The sequence below is a fragment of the Brenneria sp. L3-3C-1 genome (genome assembly GCF_016456245.1).
In the GTDB taxonomy this organism is placed as follows: Bacteria; Pseudomonadota; Gammaproteobacteria; order Enterobacterales; family Enterobacteriaceae; genus Brenneria.
In genome coordinates this window covers 40,966-60,771 of sequence record NZ_JAEMHF010000008.1, presented here as the reverse complement: position 1 = coordinate 60,771, position 19,806 = coordinate 40,966, and the positions used below count along the sequence as shown (strand labels likewise).

At 50.5% G+C, this 19,806-nt stretch carries 23 protein-coding genes and 2 pseudogenes; 21 read left to right on the top strand and 4 right to left on the bottom strand.

The annotated features are described in order from the left end of the window. Positions 1-664 precede the first annotated feature (664 nt). The 10 genes from JG725_RS15130 to JG725_RS15085 all read left to right on the top strand — a co-directional run bounded on the left by JG725_RS15130 (position 665) and on the right by JG725_RS15085 (position 8,367). On the top strand, positions 665-1,600 hold the full coding sequence (locus JG725_RS15130; protein WP_150437330.1) for a hypothetical protein: 936 nt from the start codon (positions 665-667) through the stop codon (positions 1,598-1,600). Between the two features lie 131 nt (positions 1,601-1,731). Continuing rightward, on the top strand, positions 1,732-1,917 hold the full coding sequence (locus JG725_RS15125; protein ID WP_150437329.1) for an AlpA family transcriptional regulator: 186 nt from the start codon (positions 1,732-1,734) through the stop codon (positions 1,915-1,917). Between the two features lie 24 nt (positions 1,918-1,941). Next, positions 1,942-3,387, top strand: a complete 1,446-nt coding sequence (locus JG725_RS15120) for a ParB family protein (protein ID WP_172290881.1) — start codon at positions 1,942-1,944, stop codon at positions 3,385-3,387. Further along, entirely contained in the window at positions 3,384-3,968 is a 585-nt protein-coding gene (locus JG725_RS15115) for a DUF2857 domain-containing protein (RefSeq protein WP_150437327.1), read from the top strand. The genes JG725_RS15120 and JG725_RS15115 overlap by 4 nt, the downstream gene beginning before the upstream one ends. Next, the gene (locus JG725_RS15110) at positions 3,958-4,167 is read left to right on the top strand and encodes a TraR/DksA family transcriptional regulator (RefSeq protein ID WP_150437326.1); all 210 of its coding nucleotides are present in this window, start codon (positions 3,958-3,960) and stop codon (positions 4,165-4,167) included. The genes JG725_RS15115 and JG725_RS15110 overlap by 11 nt, the downstream gene beginning before the upstream one ends. A 288-nt stretch (positions 4,168-4,455) precedes the next feature. After that, entirely contained in the window at positions 4,456-5,277 is an 822-nt protein-coding gene (locus JG725_RS15105; RefSeq protein ID WP_150437325.1) for a PFL_4669 family integrating conjugative element protein, read from the top strand. Further along, complete coding sequence (gene ssb / locus JG725_RS15100; protein ID WP_191091674.1) at positions 5,270-6,172, top strand: single-stranded DNA-binding protein; 903 nt, start codon at positions 5,270-5,272, stop codon at positions 6,170-6,172. Before JG725_RS15105 ends, ssb begins: the two co-directional genes overlap by 8 nt. Positions 6,173-6,293: 121 nt before the next feature. Beyond that, a complete protein-coding gene (locus tag JG725_RS15095; protein ID WP_172290879.1) occupies positions 6,294-7,301 on the top strand; it encodes a phosphoadenosine phosphosulfate reductase family protein in 1,008 nt (335 codons plus the stop codon). Between the two features lie 228 nt (positions 7,302-7,529). Continuing rightward, positions 7,530-7,889, top strand: coding sequence for a DUF3085 domain-containing protein (locus JG725_RS15090; RefSeq protein ID WP_172290878.1), 360 nt, complete (start codon positions 7,530-7,532; stop codon positions 7,887-7,889). A gap of 148 nt (positions 7,890-8,037) precedes the next feature. Further along, positions 8,038-8,367, top strand: a complete 330-nt coding sequence (locus JG725_RS15085; RefSeq protein WP_150437321.1) for a DUF3085 domain-containing protein — start codon at positions 8,038-8,040, stop codon at positions 8,365-8,367. A gap of 106 nt (positions 8,368-8,473) precedes the next feature. Here JG725_RS15085 and JG725_RS20800 read toward each other — a convergent pair whose 3' ends face one another. After that, positions 8,474-8,596, bottom strand: a complete 123-nt coding sequence (locus tag JG725_RS20800; RefSeq protein ID WP_255556162.1) for a hypothetical protein — start codon at positions 8,594-8,596, stop codon at positions 8,474-8,476. Between the two features lie 93 nt (positions 8,597-8,689). On the opposite strand from JG725_RS20800, the gene JG725_RS15080 reads away from it, so the two are divergent. From JG725_RS15080 to JG725_RS15055, 6 genes are all read left to right on the top strand, one after another. Further along, positions 8,690-9,103, top strand: coding sequence for a DUF3577 domain-containing protein (locus JG725_RS15080; protein WP_172290877.1), 414 nt, complete (start codon positions 8,690-8,692; stop codon positions 9,101-9,103). A 67-nt stretch (positions 9,104-9,170) separates the two neighbouring features. Then, positions 9,171-9,812 carry a DUF3275 family protein gene (locus JG725_RS15075; protein WP_150437319.1) on the top strand — a complete coding sequence of 214 codons (642 nt, stop codon included), beginning with the start codon at positions 9,171-9,173 and terminating at the stop codon, positions 9,810-9,812. 78 nt (positions 9,813-9,890) lie between these two features. Continuing rightward, the gene (locus JG725_RS15070; RefSeq protein ID WP_199378703.1) at positions 9,891-10,514 is read left to right on the top strand and encodes a hypothetical protein; all 624 of its coding nucleotides are present in this window, start codon (positions 9,891-9,893) and stop codon (positions 10,512-10,514) included. Between the two features lie 73 nt (positions 10,515-10,587). Continuing rightward, complete coding sequence (locus JG725_RS15065) at positions 10,588-11,691, top strand: DUF6094 domain-containing protein (protein ID WP_172290876.1); 1,104 nt, start codon at positions 10,588-10,590, stop codon at positions 11,689-11,691. 34 nt (positions 11,692-11,725) lie between these two features. Next, on the top strand, positions 11,726-12,028 hold the full coding sequence (locus JG725_RS15060; protein WP_172290875.1) for a hypothetical protein: 303 nt from the start codon (positions 11,726-11,728) through the stop codon (positions 12,026-12,028). A gap of 149 nt (positions 12,029-12,177) precedes the next feature. After that, a complete protein-coding gene (locus tag JG725_RS15055) occupies positions 12,178-14,415 on the top strand; it encodes a DEAD/DEAH box helicase (RefSeq protein WP_199378701.1) in 2,238 nt (745 codons plus the stop codon). Positions 14,416-14,485: 70 nt separating this feature from the next. Here JG725_RS15055 and JG725_RS15050 read toward each other — a convergent pair whose 3' ends face one another. Next, positions 14,486-14,740 (bottom strand): DNA polymerase III subunit theta, encoded by a 255-nt coding sequence (locus JG725_RS15050; RefSeq protein ID WP_370541769.1) that lies wholly within the window; start codon positions 14,738-14,740, stop codon positions 14,486-14,488. Positions 14,741-15,283: 543 nt separating this feature from the next. On the opposite strand from JG725_RS15050, the gene JG725_RS20705 reads away from it, so the two are divergent. Continuing rightward, positions 15,284-15,409 (top strand): toprim domain-containing protein, encoded by a 126-nt coding sequence (locus tag JG725_RS20705; RefSeq protein ID WP_223881673.1) that lies wholly within the window; start codon positions 15,284-15,286, stop codon positions 15,407-15,409. 37 nt (positions 15,410-15,446) lie between these two features. Here the strand turns inward: JG725_RS20705 and JG725_RS20700 are convergent. After that, positions 15,447-15,874: pseudogene (locus JG725_RS20700) on the bottom strand (IS3 family transposase); the annotation flags it as partial. 284 nt (positions 15,875-16,158) lie between these two features. Here JG725_RS20700 and JG725_RS15040 point away from each other — a divergent pair. Next, positions 16,159-16,973 (top strand): annotated as a pseudogene (locus tag JG725_RS15040) (IS110 family transposase). A gap of 185 nt (positions 16,974-17,158) precedes the next feature. Here the strand turns inward: JG725_RS15040 and JG725_RS20895 are convergent. Next, a complete protein-coding gene (locus JG725_RS20895) occupies positions 17,159-17,311 on the bottom strand; it encodes a transposase (RefSeq protein ID WP_150437314.1) in 153 nt (50 codons plus the stop codon). A gap of 352 nt (positions 17,312-17,663) precedes the next feature. Between JG725_RS20895 and JG725_RS15030 the strand changes: the two genes are divergently transcribed. The 3 genes from JG725_RS15030 to JG725_RS15020 all read left to right on the top strand — a co-directional run bounded on the left by JG725_RS15030 (position 17,664) and on the right by JG725_RS15020 (position 19,697). Continuing rightward, entirely contained in the window at positions 17,664-18,167 is a 504-nt protein-coding gene (locus tag JG725_RS15030; protein WP_150437313.1) for an ester cyclase, read from the top strand. A gap of 865 nt (positions 18,168-19,032) precedes the next feature. Continuing rightward, positions 19,033-19,494: a hypothetical protein gene (locus tag JG725_RS15025; RefSeq protein ID WP_150437312.1), complete on the top strand. Its 462-nt coding sequence runs from the start codon at positions 19,033-19,035 to the stop codon at positions 19,492-19,494. Further along, positions 19,491-19,697 carry a helix-turn-helix transcriptional regulator gene (locus JG725_RS15020; protein ID WP_094107104.1) on the top strand — a complete coding sequence of 69 codons (207 nt, stop codon included), beginning with the start codon at positions 19,491-19,493 and terminating at the stop codon, positions 19,695-19,697. The genes JG725_RS15025 and JG725_RS15020 overlap by 4 nt, the downstream gene beginning before the upstream one ends. The last annotated feature ends 109 nt before the right edge of the window (positions 19,698-19,806 follow it).

Here is a 19,806-nt window from a genome sequence, read left to right as displayed (position 1 = left end):
TGAGGAAGCTCAAGGGCCGTCAATCTTGAATCGTCCCTAGAGCCAGAAAAACACATCCATCATTCGTGCTGTAGTGACCCGCCCCCTCTTTGTGAACCCGTTCGAGCGAACACTCAACAGGCTGCACCACGCACTTAAGATCAACCTAACATCATGATATTTAGCACAAAAAATACATCAAATCGCTCCGTTACGGGAGGGCATATTCCGCCTAGCCAAAGCGCCTCAGACAGGATGAAATCAATTCACCGGTAACGCACCTTCGTACAGATCGTCACATTGTTATTTACATACAGTATGAGATAGATCAACAATAACGAAACGATACTGTTTCGTTTCATTGTTGTCAATACGCAGCAATCGAGAGGGAAGCTCTAACAGGAAAAAATGCAAAAAATCAACATAACCAATTATTATATATGAAATTAAACTCCTAAATCCTCGTTAGAAAATACTCACTGATAACGTGAACGTATAATACATTACCATGTTGATATTCCAACGAATCAGCTGTTATCCAATTAAAGAAAACTACCGTCAACAAGACAATTTTTCACTCAGTTTAATTATTTTTCTAGAAAAAAATACATTCTAACATCATTAAACAACAGGGAATTGATGACTATCAAAACAGTTAGCCTCGTAATATAGAAGGAGAAGCATTATGAAAAAACACGACAAACCATTTTATTCAATCAGTAGAATACCTGACTGGGTTACAATAAGAGAAGCAGTCAAAATAGCTACTCTATCGACGAATATAAAAATAAAAAAAAGAGATATTTATCGAGATGCCTTATGTGGGAAAATACACCTCTCCATTTATTTTCAGTCTCCTGTTAGGTTAAGAAAAGTAAAAACCTTAAATAACAAAGTAAAATTAAAAAAAGCAGAAAACAAACTTACCCATAGACTTTGCTTGCTTGAAAAAGATTGCTTCATTAATAAAAGAGATTTAATTATCGACACTGAGGGAGAGTACTTTCTTTCTAAAAACAAAATCCTTGACACACCATTAATAGGATACGAATATATTTTAATACAACATTTACTAGCTCAATCGTTGAGTATTCCATCGCCGATGACAGAGAAAAACACAATAAACTACGGTTTTTCCACTATCATTTCAGGAGAAATATTTCAGGTATTTGAAGAAACCACATGGCAAGAAAGGATGAAAAAACAAATAAAACTACTACCTAAAAACATCGCCCCCCAAATTCACGATCGCATTATCTTTCACAACATAAATAAATATTGTCGAAAAGAACACTTTCCGCTCCACGCCCTACCTCTAGATGCCTGTTTCGTTCTCCGCCATACTGAGCTTGAAAAATTAATCCAGATACTGGCGAAAAATAAAACTATATCAACTTCTACAACACGGATATCCACCCCGCTATCGCGCTTGTTCTGGCTCTCCTGCAAGCATAATGAGGCCATCAGTCCATTGGTTAACCAGCCTTACAAGCTGCTGTCCATCTTTGAACAATGGGCATTAGCCGACGGTATAACGGATCGTCTAAGCGGCGAGACACTAAAAACTGCTCTTGAGCGTGGCTCACCATCTTTCCTTGGGGTATCAACATCATCAAGATAAGCATTATTTGACTGAACCCCGTATTAAGGGTTTTCCAATCCTTAATACGGGTTCATTAACTTTATCCCTGCTCCTGTTTGTGTTGTCGTGTCATTTCCGGACATAACCCATTTCTGCCACAGGAGGATACTATGACATCACATCAGCTATTACGACTAAAGCAGGTTGAAGAAAAAACCGGTTTAAAACGCTCGCAAATATATCTGTATATGAAAAGCGGCAACTTTCCTCATTCGGTCAAAATAGGTCCGGCCAGCGTAGCCTGGCTCGAATCTGAAATTGATGAATGGATCAATATTAAATTAGCCAACCGTTAATCATTTTTTCAGAGGAAAAGGATGATGAAAGATAATCAAGGTACCCTTTTATCCGTGAAACTGGACCAACTCAGGGCCTTTGAACTCGATCCCAGAATTATCCGGAATCCCTATTATGAGGAAATCAAGACATCAATTAAAAACCGCGGGCTCGACCATCCTCCGAAAATCACCCAACGACCAGGCGAAAGCCATTATATTGTATTCAATGGCGGGAATACCCGACTGTCTATTCTGAATGAACTCTGGCTGGAGACGCAGGATAAAGTATTCTGGGATATCACCTGCCTGTTCCACAAATGGCTGTCCGGTCCTGTAGAGCGCGGTAATTTACACTGTCTGCTCGGTCATCTGGTCGAGAATGATCTGCGCGGTTCGCTGACATTTATTGAAAAATCCCTGGCCGTACAAAAAGCGGCTGATATTTGCCTGTCGCTCTATGGCGCGATGTCCCAAACAGAATTACTCCAGAAACTTGATCAGGCCGGCTATGCAATCCACCAGTCGGTATACAGCAGAATGACAGCGACGATTAACTATCTCCTGCCTCATATTCCGGATTTGCTGTACAGCGGCCTGCCTAAAACCACCATTGAAAGGTTGTTAATGCTGCGCGCCTGCACATCAAAATTCTGGGATACCCAGTATCAATCTGTCGCTGGCAAACCTGACTTTAATGATGTCTTCGCTATGGCTCTTATCCCCTTTAATGGCCCGCTGGCGGGTTTCTCGTATGACGGTATTCGGGACGAACTAACGGGACTTATCAGCCAGGCGCTGGAGATCGATTACAATGCCGTGGCATTGATCACCGATGCCGGGGCTCAGAAACGCCAAGCGCTATTGGGATCACCAACCCCAACACTCCCTGAGATCAACGAGCAACGCCGTTATCAACCAGAGGTCAGAACGGTCCTCTCAACACCCCGAAATACGGCGGACGAAGTACCGGAACAAAATGACGAACCTTTTTATGATTCTCACGCAAAACCCGGATCCGCCCCTTCTGTCAAGCCCCATGCTGCAGGGAAAGAGGAACAGGAAAGCGAAAGCGGGAATATCACCGATACTGATCCGGCGGAGATATCGCCCCTGGAACGCCCGGAGGCTGGATGGGATATCGAGCCTGTCTTTGACACTACCGAAAATCTGCCATCGCTTGCCGAACAAACGGCATGGGGGCTGGCGGCAAAAGCCGGTCTGGAACATCTGATACAACCCTCGCAGGAAAACGGCTTTGATTTGGCAGAGCCAGACAGCCCGTTGTCGAATGAGGCTCGTACCTACTGGCAACTTCTGTCTTTTCTGGCGCAAAAAATGGGGGGAGCCGCGTCACTGTGGCAGCATTTATTACTGGGCTCCGCGATGACGTCAGCCGGATTTGGCGACGATGTGGTCATAAATATTTTCCAGTTGATCCGTCTGCTGCGCCGCCTGCATGAGAAACAACGGGAGGAGGCATCATCATGATCCCGTCACTGAACTACGCGGTATTGACTGACGTACTGCATGCGCTGAAAGAAGGCAACATTCGCTACTGCGAAGCGCTGGGTTTCACTTACGACGAAATGAACGCCATCAATCAGTTATCCCTAGACGAGCTGTTCATTGTCAGCCGGGCGTCCGCGCAGTTTATGAATGTCACGATCCAACACGAAGTTCTACGCCAGATCCTGGCTCAGTCCCGTCAGGAGGTACTCCTGCAACAACAGATTAACCGGGCCATCTGTCTGGGCGGTTCAATTGAGCTTCTGAACCAGTATTTTGGCCTGTCGTCTAATGAAATCAGCGCCCGACGCCGGTTGCTAGGTATATCTATTTCTCAGGGCCGGACGCAAATCCCGGATGAAGATACCGATGCTGAAATCTGGGTTCGTTGGCAAAAACGACGCCCGGAAAACATCGACTCGCTCAACGCGCTGGACATCATGATGCAAGTTACCGAAGAACTCTCATCACAAGATGAGGGCCCGTCGCTCACCGTGGTCTGGAACCGCATCACGCTTTGCGAAAAAGAAGCATCGGACAGGAGGAAATCACATGCCAGATGAAATCGATCGCGATCAGGAACTCAATGAGCAGCAGTTGGAAAAGCTTATCGAAAAAAACCGTTTCAGACCTGCTGCAACGCCATCATTGTCTTACTGCCGGCTATGCGGTGAACGCATTCCAGACAAACGGCGTGGGACATTGCCCGGCGTAACAACGTGTATTGATTGCCAGGCAAAGCTTGAGCGCCAGCTGCGCTAAGAATAAGACGACCCAAAGGCGGGGAGTTTCTTTCTCTGCGTGTTTTTCTTATCAGTGCAATCGATAGACATAGTTTTTACCGATTAATATCTCACTTTCAAACGGAAACGGTCTAAAAATATTCTGGCAGAATATTTTTAGACCGTTTCCTATCAATAATAAGAAAGTCAAAATTATAGCCTATCAAACCAGCCAGCCCATTTCCTTCATTTTTATAATTGGTTTTGCAATATCACCCTAGAATAAACTGTAACACCCTGTCCGCTCCTTCATTTGCAGGAGCCTCTCATGAACGAAAACGAACAGCAAAGCAGCCGGGATAATTACCGTCTCACCAGCGGCCCGTTACGCAGCGCCATCACCATTGAACTGCACACCCATTTGGCGACCCAGCTGTGGCAGGGGCGCCAGGCAAACCCGGAAGAAGATGTCCACGGCATCATCGGGATGCCGCGTTTCCTTAATATCATGAATATCCTCCGCCTGGATGCCATCACCGACAACCCCTATGCCGATATCTGGATGCTGAGGCTGGAAGAACGGTTACTGTCCGCTCGGGAGGAAATGAACGCATTAATCGGCAGTATGGACGCCGTATTCGCCCAGATCCCGGAAATGATGACCGTTGAAAGCTGCCTCAGTATCCAGCCTGCGCGGTTCCCGGTGTTTGCCGCTTCCCAGTTAGGGTTTATTGCCGTCTATCTGCTGACCGATTTCGACAAGCTGATGCGCAACCTGATGCTGGCGAATCACATGGCGCTGATTAACCGCGTGGAGCTCAACGACATTCGTCAGCGCGGCGGCAACCTGATCCGCAGTATTTTTGTGCTGGCCCAGAAATACCGGCGTATTCCCGTTACCCGGCAGGATATCCGTGACGGCAATGCCCGCGCACAGGCGGCGGAAGAATTAGCCGGTCCCGTGCCGGACGATATCTTTAAGGGCTCCCGACGCTCGGCCTATGCGCCACCGCTCCGGTTTGCCTCAGAGGATAGACCTGAACCTGTGGCTGATATTCCGGCCTCTGCGCCAGATGAACCTTCCGCCGATGGGCCAGACCTTGACGTATCGACGGTTACTGCGACAGAGCCCGGAGACGACGATGACTGATCCAGCCTCCATATACCAGGCGCTGACCCGCGAGGACTGGTTTGCTTACGAAAGCTGTCTAAAAGGCCTTTTAAGGGTAAGGGAGCCGCAATTATCAGCGCAATCTGCGGCAGACGCGGCGGCGACCCTGCACCAGCTACAGACGCGGATCATTCACCGTGCCTGGCGCTGGCCGTTACGAAACTTACCCTTGCTGTTATGCCGTGGGCCAGCCCGCTCTGGTGCAAATTTTCTGCGCTGGCGCAATCAGCAGAACAATCGCTCCGGCACACCGGCATGGCGCGCGCTGCTACAGGACGCCTCACAACCGCCGCAAATCAGGGACGCGCTGCTGGCGATCGAACAGGCTCGGATCCTCTTCAACATGCAGATGTCGATAACCACCTTCTGCTGTGCCAGATCCGTGAATGCTCCCTCAAAATGGCTGACGCCCGTTCAGCCGCGCTATCGGCGTCAGCCTCCCCTGCAACATATCAATACGAGGATAATCAATATGGCCCAACGTGGATTGAATAAAGTCTGCCTGATCGGTTTTCTGGGACAGGATCCGGAGGTGCGTTATACAGCGGATAAGCAGCCAGTCACCGTTTTTTCGATCGCCACCGGGGATATCTGGAAAGACAAGGAAACCGGGGAAACCAAAGAACGCACCCAATGGCACCGGATTGTAGTGTACAACAAACTGGCGGAAATCGCGGCAAAACACCTGAAAAAAGGAACGCAGGTGTATCTGGAAGGACGGTTACAAGTCAGAAAATGGCAGGACAACCTGGGCGCGGAGCGGCTGTCCACCGAGGTGGTTATCGATATTAACGGCACGCTGCACATGCTGAGCAGTAAACCTGATACAGACAAAGAACCGGGATCCTCTCCTGAAACGGAAAATAACGAGTAACTCGCTCTGGTGACGCCCTGACGGGCGTCATTCTTTTTTTACCGTATTGAATTGATACGAGACCGTGCCGGTTCGCAGCGGTTAATTAACCGATCTCATTCGTCTCCATGAGGTCACCTACATGCAATCACATAAAAATTTTCCAACAGATTCAGTCCGGCATGTTATCAGCTTATCGGGCGGCAAAGATTCGCTGGCATTGTGGTTATTGGCTCGCGAACAGGGCATAAACGCGACCGTCGTTTTTGCCGATACGGGTCATGAACATCCTTATACTTATGACTATCTCTCTGTGCTGGAGCAAAAATTGGGCGTCGTGATGCGCGTCAGGGCTGATTTTCGGCAACGTATCATCAACAAGCGCCATTATATTCAGCAAATCTGGCCGCAAAAGCTGGTTGAAAAATATCATTTTACGCCGCAGGAAGCGGAACAACGTATTCACTATGCCCTGGCAGAAATGTATCCGCGTCATATTCCCTTCCTTGATTTATGTATTCTGAAAGGCCGCTTTCCCAGCACCTGCGCCCGGTTTTGCACATTTGAACTGAAGCATCGCCCCATTGACGAGCAAATAATCACCCCATTGCTGGCCCGGTATGACGATGTGATTAGCTGGCAAGGCGTGCGCGCCCAGGAATCCGCATTCCGCGCCAGACTGCCAGAACTGGAACAGGATGTGGGCAATAAAATGGGCTTGCACGTCTATCGTCCTTTACTGCACTGGACGCATGAGGACGTATTTTCGTTGGCAAGACGTCACGGCATTCCGCCGAATCCGCTCTACCAACTGGGGTGCGCACGAGTGGGCTGCATGCCCTGTATCCATGCTCGAAAAAAAGAATTGGGCGTGATTTTCCGCCGTTTTCCGGAACAGATCGAACGCGTAGCGCAGTGGGAGCGGATTGTCGCAGCCTGCTCCACGCGCGGCAACTCGACCTTTTTCCCTTCCACCCGCGATCCGGGAAAAGCGGAAAAAGATACCTATAAAATCAGCCTCGACAGCCACGGTATCCAGACATACCGCGGCTGGGCGTTTTCAAAACACGGCGGAAAGCTGTTTGATGATATTGCCGCATTAAATGATGGTAAACCCTGCCACAGTATTTACACCGGGATCTGCGAATAAGTGAATAATTTACGCCTGCCTGAATAGGGTTTCTTCTGTCGATTTTTCTGCTTCGCCGGTTTAATTTCCCGGCAACATCGCCTTATGGCGCCCGGTAACGCGAACTGGAAGTTACCCGTAGCAATACGATGTTCATCCCCTACGCCTGATGCAACTGAAAACAGGCGGTGCAATTAATTTGCATCGTTGCCGTAAACACACTCCATTTAATTTATGAAGGAAATCACCATGAAAAGAAGCGTCATTTTTAAATCAGAAACACTCAGCCCGGTTATTCAGGAGGCCAGAAAAAACAAATGCCGTATTATTCTGGTAAAAGATCATGGTCTTTATATGATGGCTGAAAAAGGCGAGAGAGACACAGGCACAGGAAGACAAAAAACATTGTGCTATGCAGAGGGATTTAATCCCGACATACAGGAATTTGACCAATGGTACGATGAATTAAACGCTATCTGCGGCGGAGATGACTTCGGAGAATTTATTGATATAAACAGCTCCGTATTCTCAGCCGTGACAGATAACCGAAGTCATCTTGTCGTGACGTTCACCGACACGCAATTTGAGTTAAAAGCACGTAAAAAATGATATACGACATCCCTCTGTCAACACAACGGCAGAGGGAACTTCATACTGTTTAATTCTCCCCTGTACGCCTGATGCGGTTTAAACAGGCGCTCCCCTTATTTGGCTTACCGTCACAAACACATTCCATCTTATTCATAAGGAATTCTTCATGAAAGAAAACATCATCTTCAAATCTGAAACGCTTATTCCCGTCATTCAGGATGCAATAAAATATAACTGTTCAGTCCTTCTGGTAAAAGATCAGGGACTTTATATGATGCCAATACGCGGGATTACACTGTGTTATGCCGAAGGATTCAGCCCTGACAGGCAGGAGTCCGATGAATGGCGTGAGCGCTTAAATACGCTATGCGGCGAAAATGATCGCGTCGAAGAGATATCCGCACAGCACAGCGCATTACAGTCCGCCATTAATGACCGCAGCGATATTGCAGTCTCTTTTTCTGATAAAGAAATCGCCATCACCGCATTAAAATAATTAAAAGTTCATTGCCTCGCTATTATTCAGCGAGGCTTTTTTATGCGGCATTTAATTTTTCATTTCGAAAAACAGTTTTTTCTTCCCGAATAATCTCTGCCGTTGTTTACTGTGCCTGCTTTACCCATCCCTGCGATGGCCCGTACAGCAGAGCTGCAAGCTGTCCACCTCTGGTGATGCTCGCCTGATGCTCAATACGACTGAAAATGAGCAATATGCCTGCAAGCATATCGTCGTCATCCTTCACTCATATCCTTACCCCCGCCGGGAGACAACTCCCCAGCGGGGCTGTCTCCCATATCTATATTTATGGAGACAGACCATGACCACCGAAAACAAATATTTTGATCTGCATACCCGAGGCATTGGCTATGTCAACCGTCTGCGCACCGTGACGCCCAAACGCGGTGATCCGTTTATGGCATGCACCATTGCCGCCCTGCGCGGTACGAAGGACTCCCCTGAATACAGTTATATTGACGTTCGAGTCTATAACGAAAAAGCCGCCTCCCTGCTGGGAAGTTGCCAGGATGCGCTGAGTAAAAAACAGAAGGTGCTTATCGCTTTTACTGTCGGCGATATTTACCCTGAAGTTTTCACCTACCAGTCAGGCGCGAAAAGCGGCCAGTCAGGCTGCTCGATTAAAGGCCGTCTGATCAAAATCACCACCATCAAGATTGACGGCTTTGAAGTCTACCGGGAAAACGCTGAAGAAAGCCAACCCGCCGCCGCCTGATCCCTTCACCAACCCTATCGGGAGAATAACGTTTTATTCTCCCCATTAACCACTATCAGGACTGACTATGAACAACACCTCAACCGCCCCGGTGATGGTTGCCGGGAAACTGGTGGTCAGAACCATTCACGGGCGAAACGGCGATTTTAACGTTGGCCTGCTGGAAACCGCCATCGGCAGCTTTTCCGTTAAAAACCGCGAACTGGAGCAATATACCGCCGGTATTTATGAAGGCCAGTTTGTGATCGGCAAAATTTACCTGCATTCATGGAGCTACGGCGCAAACTCCGGTTTTGAAATGCGCGTTCGCCTTGATGCCATGAATATTGCCACCGATGAGGCGCTGACGCCCGGCGACGAACAGAAACTCACTCCGCCAGTTAACGATCCGCTGGATGAAGAAGAGCCTGCGCAGTCGCCGCAACCGGAAACGCCCGCGGGAAAAGCAATCGAACCGACGCCAGCAGAAAACACCGCCGCCAGACGCCCGCAATTCGTGGTGCCGACGTCGGCGGAGCAGGAAGACGATGACCAGAAACTGTTTGGCCCGCTCTGGCCGCTGGGCGACATCGTTAAACTCGATGCCACCGCCCCCCGGCAGGTGCTGCGCCAGCAGAAGGCTCGGCTGTCCCGGCTCGGCTACGATTTCAGGGCTCAGGAGCAGCATTTTATTAAAACGGCTGTTCCCGCAGAAGAAACCACGTCGTAATTTCCGCATTATCTCACCCACTGTCGGGTTTTCCCGACTGGGGAAAACCCTGTTAACAACCGAAAGGAGGGTTTTCCCATGGCATCTCTGCTACGACTTAACAAATGTCCCCACATCATGGCTGACGCTTACGTCTGCGACGAACGGCGTTCACTGGCGTTCCTGTCCGTCTGGGGACGCGATACCGCGATTCAGGAACTGCTGGCGCGGATGACGCTCAAAAATGAAGAGGCGTTGACGCAGTTGACGCTGACCGATGTCGCCCTTCATGAACATACGCTGTTTCCCGGCAATACCGATAATCTGGACAAGCGGACGTCACGACACGGCCAGACACGCTTCGGCACGCTGGTGCATCTCTGGTTATTCGATAAACGCTGCCGGATCCCCGACAGAGCTAACCATCAGGCCATTTTATTGACCGCCAAAGACGATCCTCTGTGGCGCCAGCGCGCCTGGGCGCTGCTTCGGGAAACCTGCTCAGTGCCGCTCCTGGACCACTGGCAGACTATCGTGCTGGACATCCTGCAAACCTCACAGATGCTCGCCCCGCTGCCCGGCGGCTATGGCGGCCTGTCCGGCTGGCGGTTGTCCGTCGATATCCCCCTGTTGACTGAACTGATGAGTCAGGCCATTTCACGAGGGGAACTGCGGACTTCATCCGACTCGCCTTTATCATCCGCCCCGCCTCTCGCGGCCTGATGACGCCACGAGCGTACCTTCCCTGCCGGGTACGCTCCTTATCAACATGTCACTTATCACAAGGAAACCCTCTATGGCGCTTATGTTCCCCCGCCTGGCGCGCAATTTTGTGCGCAACGGCTACTTCCCCACCGACGAGGCCACGCTGGAGCGTATTCTCACCGCGCTGACGCCGGATAGTCCCACCGGTACGCTCCGGTTGCTGGATCCCTGCGCCGGCGAAGGCGTCGCCATTACGGAGATCGCCTGCCATCTGGACGAAGAGCGTGTCCAGGCCTGTACCGTGGAATACGATGCAGAGCGTGCCGCGCACTGCGCCACCCTGGCCGATCTGTCACTGCACGGCGATCTGATGGACACGGTTATCTCTCAACAGGCCTTTTCGCTGTTGTTTCTTAACCCACCCTACGGCGATCTGGTCAATGGGAAACAGGAAACCGACCACAAAGGCCGCGCCCGGCTGGAAAAGCTGTTTTATCAGCGCACCCTGGGCAATCTGCAATATGGCGGCATTCTGGTGCTGATAATCCCGTACTACACGCTCGATCGCGAATTCGCGGGCTGGCTGGCAAACAGCTTTACGGATGTGCGGCTATTTTCCGCCGCCACGGATCAGTTTAAGCAGGTGGTGATTTTTGGCCGCCGGATCCGCCAGCATCAGCAACATACCAATGCCGTAAAGCAACTCCAGCGACGTCTGCTGCGTGTCGGGCAAGGTGAGGAGACCGCACCGGCGCTGCCCGATGCCTGGTCAGTACCCTACCGCGTCCCCACCGTCCGACAGACACTGAAACATTTTTACCGCGTCACGCTCGAACCCGTTCAACTCGAAGAGGAAATGAGCCAACTGAAAGGGCTATGGCCTGCGTTCTCCACCGAGCTTTGCCTCCAGCCACAGCCACTACGACCACCGGCAAAACAACTTTCCCGCTGGCATCTCGCACTGGCACTGGCCGCGGGCGCGATCACCGGCGTGATCACCTCGCCATCGGGCCGCACCCTGGTTGTTCGCGGCGACACCTACAAAGTGAAAGACCGTAAAACCGAATTCACTGAAAACGACGAGGGTGAGATTACCGAGACCATCACGATGACGGATCGTTTCATTCCGGCTATTTCCGCCTGGGATATGACGCCGGGATCAGAAACGTTCGGACAACTGATCGCCATTCGTTAACCCGCCACCATTAATACGTTTAAGGAACTTCATCATGACACATCGATTACTGAGCCTTCCGGCTTTCACGCACAAAACCGTCTTTCCCTGCGGCAACGCTCTGCTCAATGACGATAAAAACGCACTGAGTACGGAAAACCTGCAAAGGCTGCTTCGCCGTCATACGTCAGGCGACTGGGGCGACGTTCCCCGAAAATTACGCCTGACCAATCACTATGCGCTGGAATATGACAACAGCCTGCTGTCCTGTTATTTCCACCCGTTTAATGGCATCCGCATGGTGGTCATCAATACCTGCGCCGATCGCAGCGAGACCGTGATTTCCGTTCACCCCTGAGTTTTATCACTTCACTCACTCTGACGGGACAGCGTTCCCGACGGGGAATGGTCTGTCCCGTTTTTTATGGCCTACCTCCCTGTAGGCCACCCTGCGGGCCGCCGCAAGCGGCGTTAAAAACATTCCCGATGTTTTTTATTTCAAGGAACATGACCATGACCGAGACCTCTCCCTCAACGACTTCGCCCGTTGTTTTTCCACTGAACCAGTTTATCGACGAATTCGGCGACAGCCTGCTGGCATCGCTGAACCAGTCCCTTCCCCCCGTTTATGACGGCACGCCCGATCTGAAAAGGCAGGCCGTCATGGACGCGCTGAAACGCCGCCCGTTCCCGGCACAGGCCGATACCGTACAGGCGGTGGTAAAACTGCTGGTCGATCGCAACGAACATGCCGCCATCATCAATGGCGAAATGGGTTGCGGGAAGACGCTGCTAGCCATAGCCACGGCGGCGGTGCTGTACCGCGAAGGCTACCGCCGCACGCTGGTGCTCTCGCCGCCGCATCTGGTTTACAAGTGGCGGCGGGAAATACTGGAGACCATTGAAAATGCCCGTATCTGGGTGCTCAACGGCCCGGATACGCTCATCAAGCTGATGTTGCTGCGCGAACAGCTTCACGTTCCCGCTACCGGCCCGGAGTTTTTTATATTGGGCCGGGTACGGATGCGCATGGGCTACCACTGGAAACCCGCCTGCGCGGTACGGCGCCGGCAGGGCATCCCCTTAGGCGTTTGCCCCGACTGCGGTCAGCGCATTACCGATACGGACGGCAACTGGCTTGCAGTAAACCACCTGCAACAGGAAGAAAAACCCCGCAAATGCTCGCACTGCCAGACGCCGCTGTGGACGCTGATGCGCCCGAATGCCCTGCCTGATGATTTACAGTCTCAGATGGTGAATAAGGCGTTGAAACGCATCCCGACCATTGGCGATGCGACGGCCAGAAAACTGAAAAATGCCTTTGGCGACGCGTTTCTGGCGTCCATGCTCGGCGATAACCTCTACGAGTTCATCAACCTGATGGACAACAGCGGCGAACTGGTGTTTTCCGACCGGCAGGCTCAGCGTATGGAGCGTGCGATGGCCAATGTTGAATTCGGCTTCGGCGAAGGAAATTACCAGGCCAGTGAATACATCAAGCGCCATTTACCGAAAAACACGTTCGACCTGATGGTGGTGGACGAAGGGCATGAGTACAAGGGCGCAAGTTCGGCACAGGGACAGGCGATGGGCGTTCTGGCCAGTCACGTCAGAAAAATCCTGCTGCTGACCGGCACGCTGATGGGGGGATATGCGGACGACATTTTTTATCTGTTGTTTCGCATATTGACCCGGAGGATGCTGGAAGAAGGCTATCGCCCCGGCCGCAACGGCAGCCTGACCGCCGCCGGCATGCGGTTTATGCACGATCACGGCGTGTTAAAGGAGGTTCTCTCCGAAAACAACCGTGAGGCGCATAAAACCGCCAGAGGGAAAAAAACCGCTGTCCGGGTATCCAAGGCGCCGGGATTCGGCCCAAAAGGCGTGCTGCGTTGCCTGCTGCCCTATACCGCTTTTCTGAAACTGAGTGATTTGGGCCGCGACGTGCTGCCGCCTTATCATGAAGAATTCCGGGAAGTGGCGATGACGGAGACGCAAAGCGATGCTTACACGAAACTGTCCGTCTCGCTGACGACGATGCTGCGTCAGGCGCTGGCAAAGCGGGATACCACCCTGCTGGGCGTGGTGCTCAATGTGCTGCTGGCCTGGCCGGAGTGTTGCTTCCGCCCGGAAGTAGTGAAACATCCGCGTACCCGCGACACGCTGGCATTCGTACCCGCGCTGTTCGATGCCACGGAGGCGACGCCCAAAGAGCAGGCACTGATTGCTCTTTGTCTGGCGGAGAAAGCCGCAGGCCGTAAGGTACTGGCGTACTCCACCTACAGCGGCACCCGCGATACCACCTCGCGGCTGAAAGCCCTGCTGACGCAAGCCGGGCTAAAAGTCGCCGTGTTGCGCGCCACCGTCAGCCCGGAGCAACGGGAGGACTGGGTCGCTGAACAGGTAGACAAGGGCATCGACGTGCTGGTATCGAACCCGGAGCTGGTAAAAACCGGGCTCGACCTGTTGGAGTTTCCCACCATCGTGTTTATGCAGACCGGATTTAACGTCTATACCCTGCTTCAGGCGGCGCGCCGCTCATGGCGCATCGGGCAGAAACGGGCGGTAAAAGTGATTTATCTCGGCTATGCCGCGACGTCGCAAATCGCCTGTCTCGACCTGATGGCACGAAAAATCGCCGTAGCGCAAAGCACCGCGGGCGATGTGCCGGAGTCCGGCCTGGATATTCTCAACGCTGACGGTGATTCGGTTGAAATTGCTTTAGCTAAACAACTGGTTGCCTGATACTCACACTAACCCTGCCATTCCGGCAGGGTTCTTTTTTTCTCTTTTATACATGCGTCGAAATCAGTGATTACGTTTTATTGTTGGTCTCCGCCATTTTCTGATAGGCGAGATCTGTACCTTTAGGCAACGTTTTGCTGATCTCCCTGTAGTGCAGTAATCGCTCGCGCAAATTGGCTCTGTATTGCTCGGGTTGTTCCGCTTCGACCAGTGCCGGGATGACAGGCAAATTCAACCGCTCTTTGTATGCGACGCCGCTCGCAGCAAGATCGACATTAATTTTGTCGCGCGCCTCAGCAGATAAATCCCCCGAGATTGAAATTATTGCTCATAGGGTGTCCCCCTTTGCTGGAAGTTTGCTGAGCTTATTATGACCTTCTGCTGTCGAGAAATCTCTCCAACATGATTGATAACACCCTATCTATTTGTCTGCCAGAGCCGGGAACCATTGCCTGTTGATGACGCTAAACTCGCGCAGACCGTTCCCGGCATTTTTCATCTCTATCCCAAACTGAGTTTCCCCTGTAGCGCACATCCTGTCGTTATTACTCTGACACGACTTTCCTTCCCGTAATACATGGGTTCCCCGCCCGTTCGGGCATCATCCCCTGATGCCCGCTTTTTTTCAGGAGCGACGATGAAATTGTTTTTATGTGAAAAACCGTCCCAGGGCCGTGATATCGCCCGTATCCTCGGCGCGACGCAAAAAGGTAATGGCTGCCTCACCGGCAAAAATATTGCCGTCACCTGAGGATTTGGTCATCTGCTGGAGATGGAGCCACCCGAACGTTATGATGCAAATATAAAAAACGGGCGCTTGAAGATTTACCAGTCATTCCGGCTCAGTGGAAACTGGCGGTGAAAGCAGATGCAAAAAAAACAGTTTACCGTCATCCAGAAACTCCTGAAGAAATCCTCATCCATGGTTATCGCCACCGACGCCGACCGAGAAGGGGAAATGATCGCCCGCGAGATACTGGATGCAAGTCAGTGATCTTGCCCAGTAACGGTGGACATCGCCTTAAGCGAGGTTTCTTTTCAAATTGCACCGGGCTTAGCACGCCGTTGGCGGCTATATCGCCGATGCCGGTTGTCATCAATCTTAATATAGTCGAATACCGTCGATTTCATCTTCTCCCGCGTGTTGAACTGTTCCCCCGTGGATAGCGTCCACTTTCAGACTATGGAAAAAACTTTCCGCACAGGCGTTGTCATAGCCGCCCCCCTTAGCACTCATGCTGCATGTCAGACCATTATCATTCATAACTTCCTGATAGTCATGGGAACAGTACTGGGTACACTATCACTCCGCGCAGCATCTCCCACAGCCACAGCGCCATTTTCAGCACATAACACACCAGTTCCGCTTTCATCAGTTCCGACATCGCTCCCCAATCACCCGCTGTGAATACAGGTCGATAACCACCGCCAGATACAGCCAGCCTTCCGCCGTCCACAGGTTGCGGCATGGAAAGCTGGTAACTGAGCGACCATAGCGTATCTCAGCAGCTTTCCCGCGCCAGGAACACCGCCACTTTTTTCAGGATAGGTTTATCCTCTTCCAGTTCGGAAATTTTGGCTTATAAGACGGCGAATTCCTCGTTTCTGTTCGGATAGGTGGGGCGAATTAGAAAAAGCAACATCCTTCTGATCCTGATAACGTTTTTTTCCAGTCAATGGGATGGACTACCTCCTCCCCCATTGCGGTTAACTGTACGAAATACGTTCAGCAGGAGAGTTACCATGAATATCATATTTCCGGGTATTGATCTGGCTAAAAATGTCTTTCAGCTCTGCGGGTTAAACCAGGTCGGTAAGCCGGTTTATTCAAACCGTATCGGCCGAAAAGAATTACTCCAGACGGTGGCTAATATTCCGGTCTGTTTGATTGCCATTGAAGCATCCACAGGGGCATTTTACTGGCAGCGAGAGTTTGAAAAACAGGGGCATAAAGTAAAGGTCATCAACCCTTCATATGTAAAACCCTTTATCCGTGGGCAAAAAATGACGGTAATGAAACACGGGCCATAGCAGTGTCTCTGATGCATCCAACGATGCAGAAAATGGACTCAGTACAAGAATACGCAGAACAATTGCAGAACTCTATGATCTCTTTAACTATATTGGGCGTCATATAAACTTTTTTAATAAAGAAATCGATGCTGTATTCAGGCAATCAGATGCCTGTCAGCGCATTGCCAAAGTTAAAGGTATTGGTCCTAAAACGGCCAAGGCTGTTGTTGCCGCGATTGGCAAAGGAACTGAATTTAAAAATGGTCGTCACTTTGCCGCATGGCTTTGTCTGGTTCCTCGACAGCACTCAAGTGGCGACAGGCAAGTGCTAATGAATATGACTAAAAAAGACGACAAGCATTTACGGACACTTTTTATTCATGGCGCCATGGGTTGCCAAGAATAACACTGATGGCTATCAGCATCAGTGGGTAAAGGAACGGCGAGGGTTTAATAAAACGACAGTGGCACTAGCTAACAAGAACGCGAGAATAATCTGGTCGATGCTGAGAAATGATACCGAATATCAAGCAGCCGGAAGTTAATACCCAGCCAGAAAAGTTGCTGCGTACTGATAAATGGTGACAGGTTGCACCTGCACAATCGGAACCTGATTTTTACACTGGCCTTAGAGGCCGTCCAGTTGTTGAGGAGATTGTGTGCGGATTACCCATTTGGGCACAGGCTTTCCTTATGCCGGATAGATGTAAGCAACAACCCAAAACTAGATTCAGTACTTGCAAAACGGAGATAGTCCATAGATGTAGAATGTGTTCTCTTTGATATCGAACTCCTGTGCCATGCGCGCAACGGATTTACCGCTTTCGAACAGTAATGCCACGACGCTGCACTTGAAATCCGGGGTATATTGTTGTCTTGCCATAGTGACCTCGCTTTCGTTAATTGATTTGAAAACAAGATGGGTGCTAAATCAAGGATAGATCACACCGAGGTGTGCGCCGCAACGCCGCCATCGATGAATTGATGAGTCCCGCCCAGCCTCCCGGTTATGCGCCCCCACGGCGTATCTATACCGAAGTAGGCCTCGGACACCTGGTCATGGCGAATTTCGCACCATGAAGAAAACGTACATTCCCCCGTCAACCATCTGACCAGGCTTGGCTTTCTATCCTGACAGGAAGACGCCGCCAAATATATACGACGGAATTGGCCACGATGCTGGTATGATTCCGGTAGGAAAGCCGATATTTTTGTCGAACTGGAGAGCGAACAAGATGAAACCACGATTTATTGTTATTGCTTGCGTGTTCTGCCTGACGATGTCGCTGTCTGCCTGTACCCAGAGGCAAGCTCAGTCACCTGCCCCGACGGAGTTAACGCAAAGCAGTCAAAGAAACCTGGCTCAGGAAGAACAAAACCGGGCGCTGGTGATTGAGTTTTATACCGCCGTTTTAATCAACCACAATGTGGATCTGGCGTATCAATATCTGAGCGAAGATTACATCCAGCATAATCCGTTCATCGCGACAGGCCGGGAAGCGCTTATAACCACGCTCCGGGACTATTTTGCAAGTTATCCGAATGCTGAAAGCCACATCATTCGCACCTCGACCGACGGCGATCTGGTCTATCTGCATGTTTTCGCTAAAAACGATCCGCAAGATACTGGAAATGCTGTTGTCGATATCCTGCGCGTTGACAACGGGAAGATTGTAGAACATTGGGACGTAGTGCAGCCCGTGCCGCAAACCAGTGCCAACCAGAACGGCATGTTTTAATGTACGGACAAGCGTTATTGTCTCCTCGGAAATAGCGCTGGATAATCATTTTAAATAATCGCGCAGTATATTATTCAACGCTGGAAATTGCGGAAAACCATCGCACACAATTAAGTGTGCCGCATAAGATAAAGCTGTATAGCTCTGTATTGAGATGAAATCGTTCAGTTCGGGATATGTTTCAATCTGTTCCGCAAATCCGGACACCATAATCTTAATCATTTGCTCTTGCAGAACTAATATTTCATATTTTTATTATAATCATAAGTATCTTTTTATTTGAATGAATGATAATGTCACCAATCTGTCTTTCTGGCTACACAGAGATCCTCAAAAAAACTCAAAATGTCACTATTAATTTCTTGTAAGGAATATTTGCATATAGAGCCATCGACATTTATGAACATGAGCAGCAATCAAAAAAAACATAGTAACAAGAAAACACAGAGAACCTGACGTCAGGTATTATGAGCGTTTTTTTATATTTTTGATAGGCTACATCGTCACTCAAACCGTTATTTATTAGCTGGTTATAGACTCATCAATAACGTTTTTATTTTCTGCGATCTATCTCTAAAAACCCCGCTTGCTACTGCTAACAGAAAGCAGTATCTTTTAAGCGCATCTGCAAAATCAGGTGCCGGGATTGGTCTCCCGAATTGTTACAGGCGGTATATGACGCGCCTTGCGTCTTTTTTTATACCGTAAATCCAGCACAACTATTGAATTATGGTGGGCTGGGCGGGGGCATCGAAAGATGCGCCGGTTCCTGTAACGCCGGTAAGACCAACTCCGTCCAGTCCACCACCCACAAGATTGGTCTCTTCGGTGGTGGGTTTATTACCCGTTACAGGAGGCTGCCAATATGGCTACAATCCTCACCCAGACTCACCCGTTACTTACCGTTCCTTTCAGCGCCGCCACGGATTTCACCGTACTGGCAGACCGCTGCGAAAAGCTCGCAGAGACTCAGGCAGAAAGCTACGATCCGGCGCTAAAAATGGCACTGTGCGGAAGGCTCGCCGCCGCGCTTGCGCTGTTAAAACCGGGCCTGCGCGATCCTATTCCGCCTCACCTGATAGACAGTCTGACCGTTGATACCTTGCCCACAAACTCTCCTCGTTTTGCCCCTGATGCGGATACGCTTTGCGATTACTGTTTTACCCTGACTCAGCTTCTGCTTTGCCGGATGTTTCCGCCACAAGCGGAAGAACAATTGTGTTGGCTCCTGGCAGAACTGGTTGATTACTTTGCCGCTGAATTGAAAGCTCCGCGCTGGATACGCACTGCTGACGGCGTGAAATGCATTGATGAGGTGACCGCATGAACCAACAGGACTGGCATCCCGCCGATATTATTGCGGCGCTGAAAAAGCGCGGAACGTCGATGGCAGCGGTTTCGCGTAACGCAGGGTTGGCCTCTTCCACGCTGGCGAATGCGTTGACAAAACACTGGCCCAAAGGGGAAAGGCTGATTGCTGAAGCGCTGGGCGTCGCGCCTGAGCAAATCTGGCCTTCTCGCTACCATTGATGTTCCACCGGCGCAGATCCGATACGGGTTCTGCGCCGTTTCCTGTTTATCAGATTGCCAAAAATCGACCAATAATCCTTTAAAAGGGAAAAACAGTTTTCTCTTATCT